Annotated in this window: 20 protein-coding genes and 1 riboswitch; of the genes, 1 reads left to right on the top strand and 19 read right to left on the bottom strand. The window is 35.3% G+C overall.

The features are described from left to right. Positions 1–292: 292 nt before the first annotated feature. The 13 genes from HHU12_RS03080 to thiS all read right to left on the bottom strand — a co-directional run bounded on the left by HHU12_RS03080 (position 293) and on the right by thiS (position 13,117). Complete coding sequence (locus HHU12_RS03080) at positions 293–1,315, bottom strand: glycosyltransferase family protein (protein WP_169654903.1); 1,023 nt, start codon at positions 1,313–1,315, stop codon at positions 293–295. After that, complete coding sequence (locus tag HHU12_RS03085; protein ID WP_169654905.1) at positions 1,296–2,438, bottom strand: glycosyltransferase family 4 protein; 1,143 nt, start codon at positions 2,436–2,438, stop codon at positions 1,296–1,298. Before HHU12_RS03085 ends, HHU12_RS03080 begins: the two co-directional genes overlap by 20 nt. A 173-nt stretch (positions 2,439–2,611) precedes the next feature. Further along, positions 2,612–3,346 (bottom strand): polyprenol monophosphomannose synthase, encoded by a 735-nt coding sequence (locus tag HHU12_RS03090; protein ID WP_169654907.1) that lies wholly within the window; start codon positions 3,344–3,346, stop codon positions 2,612–2,614. A gap of 63 nt (positions 3,347–3,409) precedes the next feature. Next, entirely contained in the window at positions 3,410–4,276 is an 867-nt protein-coding gene (locus HHU12_RS03095) for a glycosyltransferase family protein (protein ID WP_169654909.1), read from the bottom strand. 15 nt (positions 4,277–4,291) lie between these two features. After that, a complete protein-coding gene (locus HHU12_RS03100; protein WP_205959763.1) occupies positions 4,292–5,293 on the bottom strand; it encodes a glycosyl transferase family 90 in 1,002 nt (333 codons plus the stop codon). 237 nt (positions 5,294–5,530) lie between these two features. Continuing rightward, positions 5,531–6,643, bottom strand: a complete 1,113-nt coding sequence (gene moeB / locus HHU12_RS03105) for a HesA/MoeB/ThiF family protein (RefSeq protein WP_240970836.1) — start codon at positions 6,641–6,643, stop codon at positions 5,531–5,533. Between the two features lie 38 nt (positions 6,644–6,681). Further along, positions 6,682–7,788, bottom strand: coding sequence for a 2-iminoacetate synthase ThiH (thiH, locus tag HHU12_RS03110; RefSeq protein WP_169654911.1), 1,107 nt, complete (start codon positions 7,786–7,788; stop codon positions 6,682–6,684). Between the two features lie 99 nt (positions 7,789–7,887). After that, positions 7,888–8,661 (bottom strand): thiazole synthase, encoded by a 774-nt coding sequence (locus tag HHU12_RS03115; protein WP_169654913.1) that lies wholly within the window; start codon positions 8,659–8,661, stop codon positions 7,888–7,890. Between the two features lie 67 nt (positions 8,662–8,728). Continuing rightward, positions 8,729–9,373: a thiamine phosphate synthase gene (locus HHU12_RS03120; protein WP_062618795.1), complete on the bottom strand. Its 645-nt coding sequence runs from the start codon at positions 9,371–9,373 to the stop codon at positions 8,729–8,731. After that, the gene (locus HHU12_RS03125; RefSeq protein WP_169654915.1) at positions 9,370–10,131 is read right to left on the bottom strand and encodes a hydroxymethylpyrimidine/phosphomethylpyrimidine kinase; all 762 of its coding nucleotides are present in this window, start codon (positions 10,129–10,131) and stop codon (positions 9,370–9,372) included. Before HHU12_RS03125 ends, HHU12_RS03120 begins: the two co-directional genes overlap by 4 nt. Next, the gene (locus HHU12_RS03130) at positions 10,104–10,826 is read right to left on the bottom strand and encodes a thiamine phosphate synthase (protein ID WP_169654916.1); all 723 of its coding nucleotides are present in this window, start codon (positions 10,824–10,826) and stop codon (positions 10,104–10,106) included. The genes HHU12_RS03125 and HHU12_RS03130 overlap by 28 nt, the downstream gene beginning before the upstream one ends. Before the next feature lie 59 nt (positions 10,827–10,885). After that, the gene (thiC, locus tag HHU12_RS03135) at positions 10,886–12,730 is read right to left on the bottom strand and encodes a phosphomethylpyrimidine synthase ThiC (protein WP_169654918.1); all 1,845 of its coding nucleotides are present in this window, start codon (positions 12,728–12,730) and stop codon (positions 10,886–10,888) included. Between the two features lie 180 nt (positions 12,731–12,910). Continuing rightward, a complete protein-coding gene (thiS, locus tag HHU12_RS03140) occupies positions 12,911–13,117 on the bottom strand; it encodes a sulfur carrier protein ThiS (protein WP_169654920.1) in 207 nt (68 codons plus the stop codon). Positions 13,118–13,221: 104 nt separating this feature from the next. Continuing rightward, a riboswitch (TPP riboswitch) is annotated at positions 13,222–13,316 on the bottom strand. A gap of 235 nt (positions 13,317–13,551) precedes the next feature. On the opposite strand from thiS, the gene HHU12_RS03145 reads away from it, so the two are divergent. After that, positions 13,552–14,604, top strand: a complete 1,053-nt coding sequence (locus HHU12_RS03145; protein ID WP_169654922.1) for a helix-turn-helix transcriptional regulator — start codon at positions 13,552–13,554, stop codon at positions 14,602–14,604. Here HHU12_RS03145 and HHU12_RS35575 read toward each other — a convergent pair. From HHU12_RS35575 to HHU12_RS03175, 6 genes are all read right to left on the bottom strand, one after another. After that, on the bottom strand, positions 14,588–15,223 hold the full coding sequence (locus HHU12_RS35575; RefSeq protein WP_169654924.1) for a DUF4915 domain-containing protein: 636 nt from the start codon (positions 15,221–15,223) through the stop codon (positions 14,588–14,590). The genes HHU12_RS03145 and HHU12_RS35575 overlap by 17 nt on opposite strands. After that, complete coding sequence (locus HHU12_RS35580; RefSeq protein WP_169654926.1) at positions 15,183–15,653, bottom strand: DUF4915 domain-containing protein; 471 nt, start codon at positions 15,651–15,653, stop codon at positions 15,183–15,185. Before HHU12_RS35580 ends, HHU12_RS35575 begins: the two co-directional genes overlap by 41 nt. A gap of 107 nt (positions 15,654–15,760) precedes the next feature. Next, complete coding sequence (locus tag HHU12_RS03160) at positions 15,761–17,992, bottom strand: T9SS type A sorting domain-containing protein (protein WP_169654928.1); 2,232 nt, start codon at positions 17,990–17,992, stop codon at positions 15,761–15,763. Continuing rightward, positions 17,961–18,998, bottom strand: coding sequence for a hypothetical protein (locus tag HHU12_RS03165; protein ID WP_169654930.1), 1,038 nt, complete (start codon positions 18,996–18,998; stop codon positions 17,961–17,963). Before HHU12_RS03165 ends, HHU12_RS03160 begins: the two co-directional genes overlap by 32 nt. A gap of 20 nt (positions 18,999–19,018) precedes the next feature. Continuing rightward, entirely contained in the window at positions 19,019–20,887 is a 1,869-nt protein-coding gene (locus HHU12_RS03170; RefSeq protein ID WP_169654932.1) for an FG-GAP repeat domain-containing protein, read from the bottom strand. Continuing rightward, entirely contained in the window at positions 20,853–21,470 is a 618-nt protein-coding gene (locus HHU12_RS03175; protein ID WP_169654934.1) for an FG-GAP repeat domain-containing protein, read from the bottom strand. The genes HHU12_RS03170 and HHU12_RS03175 overlap by 35 nt, the downstream gene beginning before the upstream one ends. Positions 21,471–21,472: the final 2 nt, after the last annotated feature.

Below are 21,472 nucleotides of genomic sequence, written 5' to 3' on the forward strand. Positions count from 1 at the left end.
CAAAAACACTCACCAAAAAGAATAAATATCCTGATTTTAGTGAGTGCTAGAGTCTATTTACCAAGACTCCCTATGTAGTTAATATTACTAAGTACAAATTCAAGATTATCTAATACTAATTCTATTTATTGTTTTGGGATTAATTCCTTCAAAAAACTTTTAATAGAACCACTATTAACACATTTTTTAGCGTTGTACTCACAAAAAATAAATTAGAATGAACTATAATTTATTTTTGACTTAGTACTTATCAATTTATTCAGATAGTACTTACTATGAACATGTTGTGATATTATAAATATTGATTATAGCGTTGAGACTGTGTCCCCAAACTTAATCTTTTTTGTGGAATATATGAATGATCCAAGGATAAATTCTCAATGATCTCATTAATTTTATCCATTGAATAAAAAATAGTATTGTCTTTAAACTCTTGATACTTATTGAAAGAATGATCCATAATCATTACTTTTTCATAAGCATAAGCAAGGTTAAAGGCACCAGTGATTCTTGTTTTATACATATCATTACTGAATGAAGTATCCACTAATGGAAGTATAAAATCACTGAGTTGAATGTAAGTATGAAAATCCTCATTGGACATAAATGAGTTTTTCAATTCTATATTCTTTTGAAGGCCCAGTCGCTTTACCTCTTCTAAAAGTTTCTTGTAATGTTCTTCATTACCTTTTCCTAAAAAGATAAATTTTACATTTGAAGGAACATTTTTTAATGCATTGATGAACCTCAAATATGGTTTTCTTTCAAAGAAAATCCCGCCAGGAATTGTGATCCATATCTCGTTTGCATCACTTTTTTTTATAGAGGGGTTGGTTTCAAACTTTGGAAAAAATTTAGGATAATAGGCTGTGAATTTATTTTTATCCGTAGAAAGTTCTTCAATTAGATAGTCACTCAATGCAAACAGTTTCTTACACTTTTTAGCAATAATCTTATAGCCAATACTTCCATTACACTTTTGTAAATTATGTAAAGTCCCAGTAAAATTGACGTTAGAAGGGAAAGGTAGCAGACACAAGTATTTTACAAAGTTGCCTTGCGCAGTATTGAAGATTACGGTATCAAACTTTTCTTTTAGAATATATGATCTGATTTTAAATGCCATTAAGATGTCATGATACTTATCCGTATCAATAACTTCCTTATGTTCATATAAATGATCATAGTCGATTAATTTCTCAACTTTTGGATCAAGAATTAAAGTGATTTTAGCTTCTAAATTTTGTAAGAAAAGTACCTGTGAGTAAATACATTCAGAGTGAGATCCTCCGATTTCAATGATTGCTACTTTCATAGTTTAATAGTTCGTTAAATTTTTTACGCCATATACCCCAATTAAGTCTTGAATGATATTCATTTAAAGAAGCTTTTCTCAAGCTGATCAATTTTTCTTTATCATTCCATAATTTTTCAATAGTATCAGCATATTCAGATGGCGTAGCATTAAGATCAAAGGTATAACCGTTTTTACCTTCCAAGATCACACTCTCCGTTCCTCCGACTTTAGTAGTGATTACAGGCAAAGAGTATGCCCCAGATTCAGAAAATACAATTGGTGTACAATCAGCAACGGTTGGAAGCACAAAAAATGTGGAATTTTTAAAATATTTCGTAAATAACTCCAGGTCTTTTTTAATGTTCTTATTTAGAAAAGGAATAATAGTGACATTTTTATCTCTAATAGATGGATTGCATCCAATAATCACCAATTCGGTATTTATTCCTCTTTTCGTCAATTCTCTTGTGATTGCCAATGCAGTTTCTCCTCCCTTTCTTTTCCAGTCTACTCCACTAAATAACAAACGGCATTTGTTATTGACATATTCTGAAGGGATATTTTCAGTATAATCTTCTAATGGAAGATTTGCCCCAAAGTCAATAAAAGAAACTTTATTTTTATCTGCATTGTAATAATTGACGGCACTGTCTACTGCCCATTGTGAACTATAAACTACTTTTGAAGCTCTCTTTAATAAGGCTCTTTCAATTTCGTGTCCTTCTTTGATTCCCTTTTTACTTAACCCCATAAAAGGTGCATAGAAATCAATCATATTTTCAAAAGTAGCATCATTAAGATAGATCATAGGGATTGTGGTATTTTTGATAAATGCTCCCATGAAAGGAACAGCACATACAAAAATATAATCGAAGTCCTGTGATGCTATAAATTCATCCATTTTGGAAGAATAGACCTTGGAGATTTCTAGATTTCGTTCATTAGCTAACCTTCCTTTCCCAATTTTATTGACATATTTATTGAAAAAGAGGCTTGCTTTTTCAGATTTGCTTAACTCTATTTTACCGTGCCAATAGACATCAAAATCTTTCTTTAATGTCATAAAGATAGTGTGAGCGGTACCGGACCAAGCCCTTTTATCATTAGGATTATCTTGAGATATAAATGCTATTTTTTTCATCTGAAATTTATTACAATAAGGTAAATGCAAGAATCAATGACTTTCTATTATACACAGAAAAAACCTGTTAAATGACTCATTAACAGTATTGATTTGAAAATTTATTATTTATGAACCTAGGAAATGTAATGATATCTTATTGATAAAATCACAAAGAAGGTGTTTATAAGTGTTTACTTCTCGAACTTTCTAAAGTAGCTCCTTATTTTTAAGGTGATGACACCAAAGAATGCTTCCTTAAAGATACTGCCACTCATTTTAGAATCACCTCTTGTTCTATCTGTAAAAACAATTGGCACCTCTTTAATTTTATAGCCGTATTTCCATGTTTTAAACTTCATCTCAATCTGGAAAGCATAACCCACAAAATGGATTTGATCTTTGTTGAGAATAGTGGTTAAAACTTTATTCGTGTAGCATTTGAAACCTGCTGTAGTGTCATTGATCGGTAAACCTGTAATAAACTGTACATATTTGCTGGCAAAGTAAGACATCAGTACTCTTCCCATAGGCCAGTTGACTACATTCACTCCAGACTTGTATCTAGAACCGATCGACATATCATACCCTTCTTCCTTACAAGCTTTATACAACTTTTCCAAGTCATTAGGGTTGTGAGAGAAATCGGCATCCATCTCATACACAAACTGATAGTCGCGGGCAAGTGCCCATTTAAAACCATGAATATAAGCTGTACCTAATCCATTTTTACCTGTTCTTTCTTCCAAATATAAACGGTCAGGAAACTCTTGCATGAGTTCTTTTACTTTTGCTCCTGTACCATCAGGTGACCCATCATCAACAATTAGCATATCAAAATGGGTTTCGAGATTCATCACTGCACGTATGATCAACTCTACGTTCTCAATCTCGTTATAGGTCGGTGTTATTACTAGATTCTCTTTCACTCTGCAAAGATAGAAGTTTTGTTCTTAGTTATGGACTAGTAGAATTTAAACTTTATATATTATTTATTTAATAATCTTATAATTTCTGTATTCACCAATAATATACCCTCCTGTAAGTTTCATAACTAGCTGTTTTACAGTTTCTTTGAATGAGGTGTTCTTAATTGAAATATCTCTTTCAAACTTCCAATTCTGTTTGTTTATTCTCTCCTGCATTACTTTCGGGTGCTTACCTTCAAAGAGGCTCAGCATATCAATTTCAGAATAATCAAATTCTTCATCTGACACAATTTTTTCACCTCCATTATATAATGACCCAAAATTGTTTTGTTTTGCCGTCATTTTCTTAGGAGGTCTCACCCAACCGTAATGATAGATCCATGCATCAATTGGAATAACATTCAACTTCTGATTGTTACCTTTCCTAAATCCTTGGGCGTCTCTGTAAGAGTAAATATCAGGATTGTTTTTTATAACACGTATTTCATTTCTATACCATTTTGTAGATGAACCAATATAGTCATACGAGCCATAAAAATGTTTGTAATTGAAAAGAAGCCCATCAACTTTTGGATTGTCTTTATACTTTTCCATGGCCTGTCTGACCACCGGAAGGAAATCCTCTTGAAGGGCTTCATCACCTTGTATATAAAAACACCAATCTGTGTCTTTTGAAATCTCTTTGAAAGCTTTATCAGTTTCAATTGCCAATACGCGTCCGCCTTCTCGTAAATTATCATCCCAGATAGTCTCAATAATTCTGATTTTTCCGGGATCAATATTCTTGATTAAATCCAATGTAGCATCATCAGAATTACCAACGGCAACAACAAATTCATCGCAGATTGGTAAGATTGATTTGATTGCTTCTACAATGGGATAGTCATATTTTATAGCATTACGTATGAAGCTGAAGCCTGTGACTTTCATAGTTTAGATTGTATTTTATTGAGTAGATGCTCGAAAATACTTATCTAATACTAAAAGTTCAATTTTTTTCTCTCTTTTATCATTCTTGAATTGTTCCACAAATCGGTGAGCATTTTTAAGAATTTCTAATGCTTTCTTGGTGTTTTTTGAATAATATTCAATTTTTTCAGGCAAATCAGACAGATCATCCTTTACATGAATATAATGATAATCCGGTATCAGTTTGCCTTCCATAAACCATGTTTCCATTGTTGGAGTGGGCATTACTGCGATAGAGTTGGAGGACATTACCCACTTCAAGTTTGTGGCCACATCATTTCCTTCCCAACAATAGATAAATTTGTAATGCAATTGCTCTTCAATGGTCATCTTTTCTTTGATGAATCGATTGTCAGTGTAGTTTTCAGCATTTGCTTCGCTGAAGTTCACTTTTCCGATGTCACAAAGAGGATGATTAAAATATTTTTCTAAAAATAGTAATCTGTTGTCATGATTATTAAAAACATTCCCTCTTGTCACGAGCATATCTTTTTTATTTTCAAATTTTATCCAATCATTGACAAAATTGAAATGTCTGATTTTATTCAGTTTTAAAAGAATACTGTTTTCATTTTGATCTGAGATCGGTCGGCTTTTAACAATAGAAGGAACCTCAGGAATGTGGATGACATCACCAAAGATAAAATCAATTTTTAACCAAGGGTTGAAGTATTTAATTCTTGATTTCAGGTCAAAAAAATAGGCACTGCCATGATTATCTAATTTAAATTCACCAACAGAAGTTGCTTGCTTGGAAGTACTAAAATTGGTTTCTTTTTTCATATAGTAATCCACCCTTGCATCAATATACTCTTGTTCTTTTTTATCAATCTTCAGATGCTCATCTTTCCTAGAAGGAAATAATGCAGTTGGTAAAATTATTCCACCGAAGATATTTTTAATAAAGTAATTGATTTTGATAGGTTTGTGTCTAAAGTGAAATATACTCCCTAGAGCATACATACCTTTAATGTACATGTTTAGTCGCTTTTATTATGATTGATTAAATAGGAATCGTGACGCTATCTGAAAAAATGATAGGTACTAAAAAAGAAAAATTGTTGCTTCAATTAGTAACTTTTCGTGAGTTCCAGCTCGTTAGCAAAAATACGGAAAACTTTTGATATTTTCCCAATAGTAAGATTTAAGATAGGTTATAATTAGGGCAAAAGTACAATTACTTCTACCCTGATGATTGTGAAAGGCGGGTGGAGCTTAGATTAATTCCATTCCACCTTTTAAACTGAAAAGCTTAGAATTATTGTTGTGAATAGATTGATACATCTCAATTGCTTTTCTACTTCTTTTACCCGATTGACAATAGAAAATGATATGATCCACCTCAGGAATTTCAGCTATTCTTTCTTCTAATTCAGCTAACGGAATATTGATCCCGCCAATATCATCAATATCTCTTTCGTATTCTTCGCGAACATCAATTAACACTGAGTTATCAACATTGTCGGTGAGTAGTTGCTCCACTTGTTCATAACTGATCTCAATTTCATCATCAGGAATGGCACAAAAATCAAAATTATAATCACCTAATGTTGATATGTTGGCAACTTTTGGATTTTTCTTGAATCTCAACGTCTGAAATTGCATATCTAAACCACTTACCAACAAAAGTTGACCACTTAATACATTTCCTGCTCCGGTGATCAACTTAATCACTTCTGTGGCTTGCATCGTTCCCATAATGCCCACCATTGAACCGACGACTCCAATTTCATTACAATTTGGAGCTTCTTCTTGTGATGGTGGATTAGGGAAAATACAGCGATAAGTAGGACCTCCTTTGTAATTGAATACAGAAAGTTGTCCATCAAAACTCTGAATAGAGGCGGAAACCAAAGGTTTGTCTTCTATCACACAAGCATCGTTGATAAGGTACCTTGATGAAAAATTATCTGTTCCATCTACCACAACATCTGCTTTTTTGATGATTGATAAAGCATTTTCTTTTGAAAACTGCTCTAAAATCACCTCCACATTGCAATCAGGGTTCATTGCAATGAGGCGGTCTTTGATCACTTCTGCTTTGGGTTTGCCAATATCAGAAGTTGTGAAAAGTACTTGACGTTGAAGATTAGAAACGGAAACGACATCATGATCAACAATAATCAAATGCCCAATTCCTGCTGCCGCAAGATATTGTAATACAGGACATCCCAATCCACCTGCACCAATCACCAAAACAGAAGCATTTTTCAGTTTTTCCTGCCCTTCTGCTCCAATCTCCTTTAATCTGATATGTCTGTCGTATCGTTTGTATTCTTCTTTCGTCAACATTTTAATTCTTGTATTGAGAATTAATAATTTTTTCAATTTCGGGTCAAGACATAGCTTGACCCCTACGGGTTATATTATTGTAACGCTAAATCCCAGTCCTTCCAAACTACTTCATAACCTTGACTTTTCACCATCTCCGCAAATTCTTCCGCAGATCTTTCATCTGAGATTTCGAATTGCTCCAATGATTCAGGTTCTACAACATATCCACCTGGGTTAGTTTTAGATCCTGCTGAAGCAGAAGTAATTCCTAACTTGATGATATTGTCTCTGAAAATAGGGTGTTCTCTTGTCGATAAAGAGAGTTCAACTTCTTCATCAAACAAGCGGTAAGCACAAATCAACTGTACCAATTCTCTATCATTCATTTCCACTTTAGGTTCCAAACCTCCTGAGAAAGGTCTTAATCTTGGGAATGAAATAGAGTATTTGGTTTGCCAATAGGTACGTTCAAGGTAGTCTAAATGCAAAGCGGTAAAGAATGAATCTGTTCTCCAGTCTTCTAAACCAATCAATACACCTACACCAATTTTGTGAATACCAGCTTTTCCCAAACGGTCCGGTGTATCAACTCTGTAATCAAAGTTCGATTTCTTTCCTTTCGGGTGATGCTTTTTGTAATCCTCTTTATGGTAAGTCTCTTGATATACCAAAACAGTATTCAAACCTGCCTCAATCAGTTCTTCATATTCATCTTGGTCCATGGGTTGCACCTCCATAGAAATATGAGAGAAATAAGGTTTCATCAGTTTGATGGCATTTTTAATGTACTTTACACCCACCGTTCTGTTGGCTTCACCAGTTACCAAAAGAATGTGTTCAAAACCCATTGCTTGTATAGCTTCCGCTTCGCGAATGATTTCTTCGTCCGAAAGTGTTCTTCTTCTTACTTTATTGTCTAAAGAAAAACCACAATACGTACAGATGTTTTGACACTCATTCGAAAGGTACATTGGCGTGTACATCTGAATCGTGTTGCCAAATCTCTTCTTTGTCAACTGATGACTTAATTGTGCCATCTGCTCTAAATAAGGAGCAGCTGCAGGAGAAATTAAGGCTTTGAAATCTTCTAAATTTCTTTTCTCTTTTCCCAAAGCACGCTCCACATCATGAGCGGTTTTGGCGTAGATACTCGCCTTTACTTCATCCCAATTATGTTGATAAAATAAATCTTTATACATAAGTCAGGGAAGAGGGAACAGGGAAGAGAAACAGGGAAAAGGAGAGAGGAATCTGAATCTCCGCCTCTTACCTCTTACTTCTTACCTCTTACCTCAACATTAAAGTTGGTTCAAAAATCCTGTTAATGGCGAACTCGCTTCTGCAGTTACTCTTGGTTGAGCAACTTGCGCTAAGTGTGCCGCTCTACCTGCTTCTACTGCTTGACCGAATGCTTTACCCATAGCAACTGGGTCACCGGCAACAGCAATGGCAGTGTTGACTAAAACCGCATCAGCTCCTAATTCCATGGCGTGTGCTGCATGAGAAGGGGAACCGATACCTGCATCAACAACAACAGGAACGTTACTTTGTTCAATGATGATTTCTAAGAAATCCAATGTTTTCAGTCCTTTATTACTTCCAATTGGAGCACCTAAAGGCATTACTGCATCACATCCTACTTCCTCTAATCTTTTACATAAAACCGGATCAGCATGGATATAAGGCAATACCACAAAACCTAATTTCTTTAATTCTTCTGCCGCTTGAAGTGTTTCAATCGGGTCAGGCATTAAATACTTAGGGTCAGGGTGAATCTCTAATTTTACCCAGTTGGTTCCTAGTGCTTCTCTTGCCAATTGTGCTGCAAAAACAGCTTCTTTAGCCGTTCTGGCACCAGAAGTATTCGGTAATAAGTTGAATTGATCGTGTTGAAGGTGCTTTAATACATCATCATCAGGATTGTCAACGTCTACTCTTTTTAGAGCAACAGTGACTAACTCTGAACCTGAAGCGATTAAAGATTTCTCCATCAGATCATTTGACATAAACTTTCCTGTACCTGTGAAAAGGCGAGAATTGAAAGTTTTATCAGCTATTTTTAATTGATCCATGAGGATAATTTTTTAATTCTATAATAATTAAGCAGTTGAACAATTAAAATCATTAATGTTTAACTACTTATAAAACAGGAGTTGAAGTTCTATTCAAAATATCGTTCATTACAGTAACTACACCGGCAGGGTTGATTGCATTGGCAATTACACCTGAAACAGCGATACCGTGAACACCTGTTTTTAATATATTTTCCACATCTGTCACTTCAATACCACCAATTGCAATAATCGGCGTATCAATACCTCTTTCTTTACATTGGTCCAAAAGTGATTGGTAGCCTTCTAAACCTAAGATTGGGCTCAGTTTCTTTTTTGTTTGTGTAAAACGAAACGGTCCTAATCCAATATAATCTACACCATAATCATACAGACGTTGAATGTCTTCGATGGTATTGGCTGTGCCCCCGACAACTTTTCCTTCTCCTAAAATTTCTCTAGCTTCTGCAGGAGAAATATCCTCTTTACCCACATGTACACCATCAGCATTTACTGCTTTGGCTACGTCTGGACGATCATTGATAAGGAGAATGGCATTATGAAGATCAGTGATGATTTTAGCTTTTTTGGCTAAAGCAATGTAATCTTCAGTGCTGATATCTTTGGCTCTTAGTTGTATCCATCGACAACCCGACTCACACGCTTCTTGGATATGTTGAAGGTGGTTTTTGTCTTTTTTTTCAGTCGAAATGTAATGCAGTTTGTGTATCATGATATTGTTATGAAATGATGTTGTCCAAATTTACTTGGGTCACTTGCTAAGTAATCTTCAATATAAATTTTACCTAAACGGCAGGCTTCTTCAATTGATTTTCCATGGGCAAGGTAACTACTGATGGACGATGCCAAGACGCAACCTGAACCATGTTTTTCGAAAACCTCCATCGGTCTACCTTCAATTTTTGTGATCTTACCTTTATAAATCAGGGAGTCCGTTCCTTTTTCTGTGGGATGATGTCCCCCTTTTAAAAGAACATGCGTAGACTGACTAATTTTGATGGCTTCTTCAAGCGGACCGTTGTCAGAAAGCTGTTGCATTTCCTTCCAATTAGGAGTGATCAGGTCCACTTTCTTTAAAACTTTATCCAGCTGACGAATAGTAGTTTCATCATGAAAATCAAAGCCAGCACTCGCACTCAATACAGGATCAAGTACTACTTTACACATTGGGTAAAATCCTTTGATCAGATCAATCCAATGTCTCATCAATTTGAAATTCTCGATGATACCAATCTTTAATACATGAATAGGATAGCGTTCGATGATCGGTAAAAGCTGTGCAGTAATCACATCAGCACTTACCCAGTTCATTCCTATAAATTCATCTCCGGTCTGATACGTCAGTGCTGTGCAAATTCCGAAACCATGAACATCATGTGCTTCAAAAGTTTTGACATCTGACAATACTCCAGCTCCGGCTGAGGGATCAAACCCTGCAAGTATTAAGGCATTAGGTCGAGTGTTTTCCATGACGATTGTAATTCGAAGGCTTTATTTTTGATTTCTTCTGAAGAAGCATTCCATAAATATCCCAAAATTGCTACTCCTGTAAATGAAGACCCATCTAACTCTGAAAGAGTTTTAGGAGTGATACCTCCTAATGCAATGATTTGATGATGTGGAAAACGTTCCTTTTTCATCCTTTTCAGAATCTCTTTGTTGGAATTGTACCCAATTTTTGAAGTGCTATCAAATACGGGGCTCAGAAACAAGTAATTGAAAAGTGTCGGGATTTCTGGAATCTCGTCCATATGATGTACTGATGAACTCAATCGTAATCCTTTCTTTTTCCAAACTTTTAACGTTGCTGTATTCAACTCTTTTCGCTGAAATTCTTTAAAGTGAATTCCACCAACATTATACTTTTCAGAAAGAGTATAATGTTGGTGTAAAGTGATTCTAGAGTGAAAATGAGAAGGGATAACTTCTAGTAAGTTTTTGATTTCCTCTTCAGTGGCATTAGGTTTTCGAAGGTGAATAATGTCAATGCCATTGTTCAGCCAACAAACGATCTGATCCACTTCAGAGTCGTAAAAGCTTTCTTTAGTTAAACCTATTGTGGGAGGTAAGAGGTAAGAGGTATGAGGGATGAGGTAACTGTCGTTTTCACGCACCTCAGCTTCTCTTAACTCTTCCTTCTTAATTATCTTTCTTCCTTCCTCCATACTTCTTGCTCATTTTCGGGTAGACACATAGGTCTACCCCTACGATGGAAACCTAAATTCTAGTGATAGATTTCTCCTCCTAATTCTTTAAACTCTTCAGACTTCTGCTTCAAGCCTTCTTCTTGCTCTTGCTTCGCTGCAAAATCACGAACATCTTGAGTAATCTTCATAGAACAGAAGTTTGGTCCACACATCGAGCAGAAGTGAGCTACTTTTGCACCTTCAGCAGGAAGTGTTTCGTCATGATATTCACGAGCAGTATCAGGATCAAGAGACAAGTTGAATTGATCTTCCCAACGGAATTCAAAACGAGCTTTTGACATAGCGTTATCACGGTATTGAGCACCTGGGTGACCTTTTGCCAAGTCAGCCGCGTGTGCTGCAATTTTATAAGTGATTACACCTTCTTTTACGTCTGCTTTGTTTGGTAAACCTAAGTGCTCTTTTGGAGTTACATAGCAAAGCATTGCTGTACCGTACCAACCGATTTGAGCGGCACCAATTGCAGAAGTAATGTGGTCATAACCTGGAGCGATATCCGTAGTCAATGGACCTAATGTATAGAAAGGAGCTTCGTAGCAGTCTTGCAACTGAGCATCCATGTTTTCTTTGATCATGTGCATCGGAACGTGACCAGGACCTTCAATGATCGTCTGTACGTCATGCTTCCAAGCAATCTTAGTCAATTCACCTAATGTTCTCAATTCTGAAAGTTGAGGCTCATCGTTTGCGTCAGCAATTGAACCTGGACGAAGACCATCACCTAATGAGAAGGCTACGTCATAAGCTTTCATAATCTCACAAATCTCTTCGAAGTGAGTGTACAAGAAGTTTTCTTTGTGATGTGCTAAACACCATTTCGCCATGATTGAACCACCACGAGATACGATACCAGTCACACGTTTCGCCGTCATTGGAACGTAACGTAATAATACACCTGCGTGGATTGTGAAGTAATCGACACCTTGCTCAGCTTGTTCGATCAATGTATCACGGAAGATCTCCCAAGTTAAGTCCTCTGCTTTACCATTTACTTTTTCTAATGCTTGGTAAATTGGCACTGTACCGATTGGCACTGGAGAGTTACGGATTACCCACTCACGTGTTTCGTGGATATTTTTACCTGTAGAAAGGTCCATGATTGTATCAGCACCCCAACGGCAAGCCCAAACTGTTTTTTCTACTTCTTCTTCGATAGAAGATGTAACTGCTGAGTTACCAATGTTAGCGTTGATTTTCACCAAGAAGTTACGACCAATAATCATTGGCTCAGACTCAGGGTGGTTGATATTGTTAGGAATTACAGCACGACCCGCTGCTACTTCATCACGAACAAACTCAGGAGTGATTTTACCTACTGGAGTGTTTGCACCGAAGCTGTTACCTGGGTGTTGTGTACCGAATTTACCTTCTTGCTCTTCAATTCTTTGGTTCTCACGAATAGCAATGTATTCCATTTCTGGAGTGATGATACCCTTACGAGCATAGTGCATCTGAGAAACGTTTTGCCCTTTTTTCGCTTTCAAAGGCTTTTTGATGTGCTCGAAACGCAAGTGATCTAATTCAGAATTTTCTAAACGTTCGATACTATACTCAGATGATAATTTAGGAAGCTCTTCTACATCACCTCTGTCAAGAATCCAATCCTTACGAAGTTTATCTAAACCTTTTCTTACATCGATCTCGATTTCAGGATCAGTGAAAGGTCCAGATGTATCATAAACTGTGATTGGTGGGTTCTTCTCAACTTTGTTTAAGAATTTGTGATTGGTGTCATCTTGTTTAATCTCACGCATCGCTACTTTGATGTTGTGGATCTCACCATCTACATAGATCTTTTTCGATCCAGTGAATGGCTCACGGCTGATGACTTCCTGACTAGGGATTTTGTCTTGCTTTTTCATTTTTTCGTAAGTGTTTATTCGAGTGAAGAATTAAGAAAATCGGGCGTTTCCTATGCTTAATTCATAAAAACATCTGATTTACCAATCTCAAAAAATCAATTTTGTTTTGAGAAACCAGTAAAGAATAGAAGTGAAAGATCACCAATGTTCTTAATTCTTCAGTTTTATTCTTCAATCAAATTATCCTCCTTGTGCAGGAGCGACTATCGTGATATGATCATTTTCAGAGATCGCATGGTTTTCCCAAAGATCTTTTGAAATAATCTCATCATTAATTGCGACCGCAACAGTGCCACGTGCCACCGAAATATTCATGTGCTCTAATAATTGTGCTATAGAGTAAGCACTTGGAAGTGAAACAGACTTATTGTTTACAGTGATATTCATTTCTTCATTAAAATTTGAAATGTAGGAGTTACCATGAGTAATATGATCAACTCAAAATCAATACAATCAATAAACCTTAGGAGGGAATGCACGGAATGCGTGCAAGAGTAGAAATGACTTTTCCCTTCGTCGGTACTAACCGCATCAGGTTCAAAGGGTATTTCTCAGTCCGATTTAACGAACACCCCTAAAGTGTAAAGTGAGGCAAAATTAATAAATAAAAATTAAAAGACTAGTTTAAAATTAGTTATAAATGATTTTTAAGGGGTAATGTGGGTGAAAGTCACGTTTTGGTGTATTATTTAAGTAGTGATAACGAGCTGATTTACTCCTGTAAAAACTTCTTAGAGATTAAAATGTTGATGGAATAATTGTATTAATAGAGAAGATCATCCACCTTTATAAAGTTATTTCTACTTTTTTACTACGGGCAAATGATTGATATCTTAGATGAAAAACATCGTATACACAAGATTCTGTATAGGCTAACTCACCTGGCCTTTGCGACTACATTGATTTATATTCCATTATACTTTTTTGCAAGGAATTACACTTTTATACCTGTTCAAATTGCCACTGCTTCAGTGATAGGGTTGATATTTTTCTTTATCAAAAAGCAATTCTATGTTCTTTCTGGTTATATGCTGTCGGGAGTGTTGACACTGTCTATTGGTTTAGCTTCTTATGTTACACCAGATGTGAGTTCGGAGTTGCTCTTGATCCCAGTCGGAGTGGTTTTAACGGCTATTTTTGAGAATAAGAAACATACCGTCATTATGTTTTTGGTCGTGTTTCTCAGTTATATTTTTATTGAAGAACATCGGCTGAATTGGGAAGGGATGGTTACTTATTCTGATTATTTTAAAGATATCATCTATCATCATAATATTGCCACCATTTTTATAGTTTCCTTTCTTATCGTTTTCCATTTCAATAGAAACATGAAAAGATATGTGAAGGCCTTGAAACAGCAGAATGTGGCATTGGAAGAACAACAAAAACAAATTGAAGAACAGGCGCAAGAACTCTTAGCAGAACAAGAAAAAAACCATGAATTGGAGCTTGAATTTAAAAGAAAAGATATTGAAAAGCTGAATGCTAATAATCAGCTCAAAGTAAAACTTCAGACCAAAGCAGTGCAGACATTGAGTGATATTTTGAAGTCAGAGGACATTAAAAAAGAACTCAAGACCGTGATTCGTGAATTGAAAATCAGTAATGCAAGTCAACAGAAAATTCAATTGATGCAAGAGAATATTGATGAAGTAAACACTGTTTTTGAAGATCGTTTGGCAGGGATTTGCCCCACATTAACGAAAACGGAACGTGAAATTTGCTCTTTCATCAAACTCAATCTTTCAACAAAGGAAATTGCTGATATTCGAAATACCACACCCAATTCTATAAGAGTAACGAAACATAGAATCCGTAAAAAAATGAATATAGAAGAGGAAGTAGAATTGGAAAGCTTTATTCAGCGTTTGTAATTTTCTGCCAATAGGAAGCAATCGGAGTAGAGACCGCCATTTTACTCTCTGGACTATCCGGATGAAGGATATTAGGTCTTTTTAGGTTAGGGAAAAGTTTGACATCATAGATTTCGTCCACTGAAGATTTATAAAGGATTTCGCCTTGAAAGGACATTGTAGGTAAGTGAATTATTGCTATTCCAGCTCTATTATTTTTGATATGAGGAATCAACTGTTTGAAAGTAGAAGAATTTTCTCTCAGCTTTGACATGCCTATAAATAAGTAATCTCCAATATGATCCATTCCTCTTACAAAAGCATTGAGTGATAATAATGTATTGACTTTCCCACTTTTCAGGTCTATTTCTACAAATTCTCCTTTTGCAGAAAGCAAGCAATACATTTTACCGTTGATTAATCTTGGGGAATGAGGCATTGCTAAACCATCAGTGATAATTTGATTGGATTCTATGTCTATTAATACGCCACCCGTTGTGATTTCACTTCTCCAACTTTGTTTTTGATTTCCTTGGTTGAAGCAAGTAGCGTATTTGGGTTGACCGCCTTTCATGACCATTCCATTAAGGTGACAACGATCAAAGAGCACTGATAAATGAAGGCTTCCAATAAGGTTCAAAATTGAAGTCTTCAGAGAGTTTCATAATACAAGAAAACAAGGTGTTCACACCATAAATTCCATCCTTTCCAAACTCTAAATCATGAATATCTAAGAAGTTGGTTTTGTAAGTGACTGTAGGTAAAAATAACCCATCATATTTATTAGGGGCCTTTGGATAGAACTGAGCCAATTCAGCATTGTTTTTAAAGACGATGACCTCATCTCTGCACGCCAACGCAATTTTATTGGCATCCGACGGGTGCTTTGCAATCCCCATAGGTTTATGAAAAGTACGGGGCAATTGTACTAAGTGTTCATTGTCTTTGGGGGAAATAAGGACCAATTTTCCAGCTTGATAAGTACTGATGCCTATACTGCAATTCAGTTGTTGAAGCAGTTCTGGAATATGTGGCGTAAATGTGCAAGCAAAGGGTGCGATGTTTTTCATATGACTTAAAATTTTAGATAAAGCCTATTCAGTAAACTTAAAAAGATAAGCTTAAAGAATAGGCTATTAGGTCTAACTTATTTCAATAATAATTACTGTGTTTCTAGTTACTGTGAATTATAATTTGACAATAATTTTTGGATTGGAATAGTAGCATCATCTACTGTGATGTAGACAATATATATTCCCGATGTGCCTTTGATATACTTCTCAATGCTTTGCGTATTTTGATGATTACTAGAGCTCACCAAACCACCATTCATAGCGTATATTTTGACGTTTATATTATTTTTTATGGATTGAAATGAAATATTGATTTTATCAGTGAAAGGAGATGGGAAAATATTCACTTCTTCAATTTCTAATTCAATCGAAGTAACATCATCTTCCTCTTTACAGAAATCGCTTCCTTCTTCATGTAGTATCAAATCTAATTTTAAGATACTGCTGTCGCATCCCACTTCATTTCGAAGTGTATCATAATAAATACCTGAAGTAGAAAGAAGTCTTCCATTAAAATCATAACTTATACAAGTCTCAACGACTATTTCATCTAGCGTAGCTACCGTTTTTGTGTAATCAATAGTAACAACACTATCACAACCAACAGAACTCATCAATGTCTGAGTGTAAATACCTGTAGAGGTGAGTAGTTCACCATTGAAATCATAGTTTTCGCATGAATTGATTTCGATTGTATTTTGAATAGCGTGGTGAATAAACAAATCTAACTGTACGATACTATCACATCCGACAGCATTAGTTAAAGTATCAAAGTAAGTCCCTGATATTGTAATGACTTGGTCATTGAAGTCATATCTCTCACAAGTTTTTACCTCTTCTATTGTATAAGAAGGCTTGTTTATTATTAAGTCCAATTGCACGATACTATCACATCCGACAGCGTTAGTTAAAGTATCAAAGTAAGTTCCCGATGTTGTAATGACTTGGTCATTGAAGTCATAACTCTCACAAGTTTTTACCTCTTCAACTGTATATGAAGTCTTGTTTATGATTAAGTCCAATTGCACGATACTATCACACCCGATGATGTTGGTTAAAGTGTCAAAATAAGTTCCCGATGTTGTAATGACTTGGTTATTGAAGTCATAGTTCTCACAAGTTTTTACTTCTTCAATTGTATAAGAGTGCTTGTTTATGATTAAGTCCAATTGCACGATACTATCACACCCGACAGCGTTAGTTAAAGTATCAAAGTAAGTACCTGATGTTGTAATGACTTGGTTATTGAAGTCATAGTTCTCACAAGTTTTTACCTCTTCAATTGTATATGAAGTCTTGTTTATGATTAAGTCCAATTGAATGATACTATCGCATCCTATCGCATTGATAAGTGTATCGATATAAGTGCCAGATTCAAAGTAAGTACTTTCACCGAAAATGAAGCTTTCGCAACTGCTTTCTTCAATTGAAGTAAAAGAAGAAATTAATCTTTCGAACTGTAAAGTAACAGTACTGTCATATCCTTCTATACTTTCTAAATAAGCATAATAAGTTCCCGTTTTAGTAATACCTTGTTCATTAAAAAGAATTGGATCACAAGAAGAAATTTCAATTGTTTCAAATAACTGTCCATTATTAGTGAGTTGGATGTCTTGTTGATAAAAACCTTCAGCAGAAAGTTCGAAGATCAGCTCATCATCTTTTTGAAGTTCATCAATAGTGATAGACTGCCCTTCATCAACGTCAGCATCATAATAAGCTATAGAGGCTTGTTCTTGACAAGAATTTAAGCGGACATCAACAAACATAGCATTAGAGAAATCAAAAATGACGTTTCCATTTTCAGGGACGGTGTATTTAAAATATTTGGTTTCATTGGAAAGGATCACAGAGAAGTCATTGTCTGTAATTTCAAGAGCTGTATCACAAGTCAAACCTTCATTGTCAGTGTAACCAATTTCGAATTCATAATGATCTGAAACATTATCTCTTTGGTCGATGAAAAAGTGATACGTTTCTCCTTCTGTGACATTGACTCTTACTAAGGATTGTAATCCATTTACATCATCTGAGGAACTGATGAAACTACTACCACAATCTTGTTTTAAGTTGATCCAAGTATCTAATGAAGTTCTCCCAAGCGTACTTATAAATAAGGTTCCTGTTTTTTCAGCGGTATATTTAAACCATTGATCCCCTCTAGAGTTTTCTGCATTATAAATACCAATATTATCTAGTTGTATAGCTGATGAGCAAGAAGTACCAGGAATGGGAAGGATAGAAATGTCATAAGAATGATCTGCTTCTTTGATATCAGCGTAGATGAAAATAGAAGTACAGTTTTCATTGTATAATTTGGAGTGAGACGGTATCATTTGAGATCGAAGAAGTACCGATTAAGCTGTCAAAACATGTCGATGAATATACTTCGAAATTATTTGTCGAAGGAGAAATAATATTAATCCATTGATCAGGTTCTGTTTTGAATTCTAACCATTGTTTTTCGGAAGTAACTTGCTTGGTTCCTGAAATTAAAATGCTTTCAGCTTCAGGACATCCTCTGTCAAATGAAACTTCAAAAACATAATCATCTGGATCAAATCGGTCTGAAAGATGAAATGTAATTGCTTCATCTTTTTCTAGATCAATCTCTGTATTGAAGTTTATCCAACACTTGTCATCTATAATATAATCAAGAACACAATTTCTATATACTTCAATAAATGTGTCCTCATCAGAGATTTCACAAGTAGAAATTTTTAGTGTTCCTGCTTCTTTTGCTGTATAACGGTACCATGGAGAAGTATTTTCATCTCTCACTCTATGATAACCTTCGGTAATTTCTAAAGCTGATGCACAATCATTTCCGAAAGAAGTATCCAGATATTGCGTAGATTGAGCATAACAATCATCTATAAATGATACTTCGAAAATATAATCTTCATAGACTTCATGTTCGATCATTTGGAAGAGGATAGAATCACCTTTCGTTAAAGGAACTGTGATAGAGGATTGATCATCACAAGCGTATTCATTGAACCCAACAAACAGATTACAATCTTTATAGATGTCAATTCTTGTTTCCTCTTCAGTGAGCCCACATGTAGAAATGGTCAGCAAACCATTTTCTTCGGCAATGAATTTATAAAATGGACTTTCATCATTGTAAGTAACAGCATAAAACCCTTCTTCAACTTGAGGTGCAAGACTACAATCTTCTGTTTGGATCGCTTCATTCATTCTATAAAAATCAACTTTCACTAAACTATCACAGCCTTGAGTATTTTGAAAAGTAAAATTATATTCTCCAGATGTCTCTAATAGTGAATCATTGTCTAGTAAATAAGGCGTTTTCGATTCTATTCTTATTTCATTGATCACCTTTGGAAGTTCTATAACAATCAGATAGCAATTGAATTATTGATAGTGTCAGCCAGTACTTGTGGAGTCGTAATGATAGAGTCTTTCCAATAAACCACATCACAATCAAGACTTTTGTATTCCCAACTGTCAATCTTTTGGGTTTTGAATTCTGTAACGGATGATTCAGAAGAAACTCCCAAATATACAGAGGAATCGGCTAGCTCTACATTTACTCTAGGGAAAATTCCTTTGTTACTTTCATATACTAAAGATTGATGCGGTAACCACTCTCCATTTGTTTTTTTATAGAGTAATAGATCAGAAAATGTAGTTTCAAAACCATTGAGCAAATGCCCTTTTTCATTGCTAGAGCCAATTAGTAAAAAGTCACTTTTGATTTGTGTGAAAGTGCCATAGTGTCTATGCGTAATATTGCTAGGAAGAGCAATATTGGTTTCCATTTCCCAACGGTCATTTTCATTTTTGTGTAAAACTTTCACAGAATCGTATTGAGGGGCATTGTACTTGAATTGACCAAGAATAAATTGATTTTGATCCAATTCTCCTGAAACGAAAGTAGCATTGTTGATGGTTGTAGTTTGAGAAATTGCCCATTTATTTTTTTGATAATGATAGATATCTAGTTTATCAGGTGTACCCACAAACAAATCATGATCACTTATTTCAATAATTCTTGTGTTAGAACTTATAGGTATCTGTTGAATTTCTATCCAACTATTAGATTTTTCATCCCAATCATATAAGAATAGATTATCAGTATTAGCAATGGCCATTTTTGAATTAGAAAGGCTAATCTCTTTTCCAAAATAGCTAGACCTGTCAGTTGATGCTTTAATAAATTGGAATTCTACCCAATCACCATTGACATCTTTTTTATAGATGTAAACAAACCCAGTGTTGATGTAAGCAGGATAATCTGCTTTATCATAGGCTTTAGGTGCACCAACGATTAAGAACCTCTCATTAATTTCTACTTCAGCGCCGAACTGACTGGCAGGGTTGAGATGATCAAAAGCGAAGATTTTTTGATGAAATTTCCATTCTTGTTGTTCATTCTTTTTATACATTTCAACCGCTCCGGTTTGATACAGTTTTTGATCGCCTTCTTGGAAATGCCCATAAAAGGAACCAATGGCCATTGAAGTAGCATTGGTCTTTACATCCCATCCAAAACGATCACTAGAACCACCATAGTAGGATAAATCACTTGAAGTGTAGGTTTGATGTTGTCGAAAATGAATCGTATTATTTGTTTGCCCTATTTCACGTTGAATCATTCGTTTTGGACTTGTTTTTCCATTTTGTGCAATGCTACAACCACCGATGCCAGCGTAAGAAGGAGCTTTTCCATTAAATTCAAAAAAGAACATATTGGGATACTGTGTACCTGCGAGAATCATATCTAAATCTCCGTCATTGTCAAGGTCGCCAAAAGCCATAGCTTCCCTTCTTATATTATCTAGGCCAGTATCTTCTAAATTGAAGGGATTAGTGATGGGAATTGTAAATTGAGGAGAACAATTATTACCGATATTTTCAAAAAACTGAATGTCCTCATCCCATGTTCCTACCAAAAGATCTTGATCTCCATCATTGTCTATATCATTAAAAATGGGAGTGCCTTCAGCAATAGGAGAGTCAAATAAACCGTAATCATTGTATTGGAATTCGGGCAATCCAAAAGGAGTTTTGATGGGTGAAGCAAAACGAGGGTTTGCTTTATCTCCTATATTTTCATAATAAAATGCTTCTCCATAGTAATCCACAACTAACAAGTCGTAATCACCATCGTTATCCAAATCAACAAAATCACTCGCATTGGTGGAGTATTCGCCAATATCACCTGTAACTTCAAATCCAAAAGCATTTTTTTTCTTTTTCAGCAAATTGAGGGGCCGTAGGTGTACCGGTGTTTTCATAGTAATAAAAGTCTCCGTATTCATAGACAGAAGTAAAAAGGTCATAGTCCCCGTCGTTGTCAATATCAACAAACGATGGTTCTAATGCCGGGTGGTCAAAAGGAATTTTAAAATCAAAAGGGGAAGCAACAGGAGTACTTTCAAAATTTGGGGTGTTTTTATCTCCTGTGTTTTCCACAAAATAAAGATCAGGGTTAGAACCATAGAAGAAATCCAAATCGCCATCATTATCAATATCTACTAAAGCAGGTTTATACATAGAAGGAGTTCCTGCATCGGTGATTTGAAAATTTGCAAATTCAGAGATGTGTATTGGTGCCTCAAAACTTTGAGCATTTACGGAATTGATACCACAATAGAGTATTGCTGTTGAGAGGCATTTTTGGAATGTCGTATTTGTGCTGAATTGAAAAACTTTGTTGAATAATCGTTTTACTTCACAAGAGAGCGAGTGATAATTTGAATGATTCTTTTGTAGAGTAATTAAAGCTTCAATCTTTCTTTTCAGTTGTCTTTTTGAGCGAGAGTTAAAAGTATTTTTAAATTTCATAG

The sequence above is a fragment of the Flammeovirga aprica JL-4 genome (assembly GCF_012844305.1).
Classification (GTDB): Bacteria; Bacteroidota; Bacteroidia; order Cytophagales; family Flammeovirgaceae; genus Flammeovirga; species Flammeovirga aprica.

What these genes read in the sequence shown, in the direction of transcription:
- HHU12_RS03145 (WP_169654922.1), top strand. Translation starts at nt 13,552, where the DNA reads ATGATTGATATCTTAGATGAAAAACATCGTATACACAAGATTCTGTAT.
- HHU12_RS03100 (WP_205959763.1), bottom strand. Translation starts at nt 5,293, where the DNA reads ATGTACATTAAAGGTATGTATGCTCTAGGGAGTATATTTCACTTTAGA.
- HHU12_RS03080 (WP_169654903.1), bottom strand. Translation starts at nt 1,315, where the DNA reads ATGAAAGTAGCAATCATTGAAATCGGAGGATCTCACTCTGAATGTATT.
- HHU12_RS03125 (WP_169654915.1), bottom strand. Translation starts at nt 10,131, where the DNA reads ATGGAAAACACTCGACCTAATGCCTTAATACTTGCAGGGTTTGATCCC.
- HHU12_RS03095 (WP_169654909.1), bottom strand. Translation starts at nt 4,276, where the DNA reads ATGAAAGTCACAGGCTTCAGCTTCATACGTAATGCTATAAAATATGAC.
- HHU12_RS03120 (WP_062618795.1), bottom strand. Translation starts at nt 9,373, where the DNA reads ATGATACACAAACTGCATTACATTTCGACTGAAAAAAAAGACAAAAAC.
- thiC (WP_169654918.1), bottom strand. Translation starts at nt 12,730, where the DNA reads ATGAAAAAGCAAGACAAAATCCCTAGTCAGGAAGTCATCAGCCGTGAG.
- thiH (WP_169654911.1), bottom strand. Translation starts at nt 7,788, where the DNA reads ATGTATAAAGATTTATTTTATCAACATAATTGGGATGAAGTAAAGGCG.
- HHU12_RS03130 (WP_169654916.1), bottom strand. Translation starts at nt 10,826, where the DNA reads ATGGAGGAAGGAAGAAAGATAATTAAGAAGGAAGAGTTAAGAGAAGCT.
- HHU12_RS35580 (WP_169654926.1), bottom strand. Translation starts at nt 15,653, where the DNA reads ATGAAAAACATCGCACCCTTTGCTTGCACATTTACGCCACATATTCCA.
- HHU12_RS03160 (WP_169654928.1), bottom strand. Translation starts at nt 17,992, where the DNA reads ATGATACCGTCTCACTCCAAATTATACAATGAAAACTGTACTTCTATT.
- thiS (WP_169654920.1), bottom strand. Translation starts at nt 13,117, where the DNA reads ATGAATATCACTGTAAACAATAAGTCTGTTTCACTTCCAAGTGCTTAC.
- HHU12_RS03085 (WP_169654905.1), bottom strand. Translation starts at nt 2,438, where the DNA reads ATGAAAAAAATAGCATTTATATCTCAAGATAATCCTAATGATAAAAGG.
- HHU12_RS03175 (WP_169654934.1), bottom strand. Translation starts at nt 21,470, where the DNA reads ATGAAATTTAAAAATACTTTTAACTCTCGCTCAAAAAGACAACTGAAA.
- HHU12_RS03115 (WP_169654913.1), bottom strand. Translation starts at nt 8,661, where the DNA reads ATGGATCAATTAAAAATAGCTGATAAAACTTTCAATTCTCGCCTTTTC.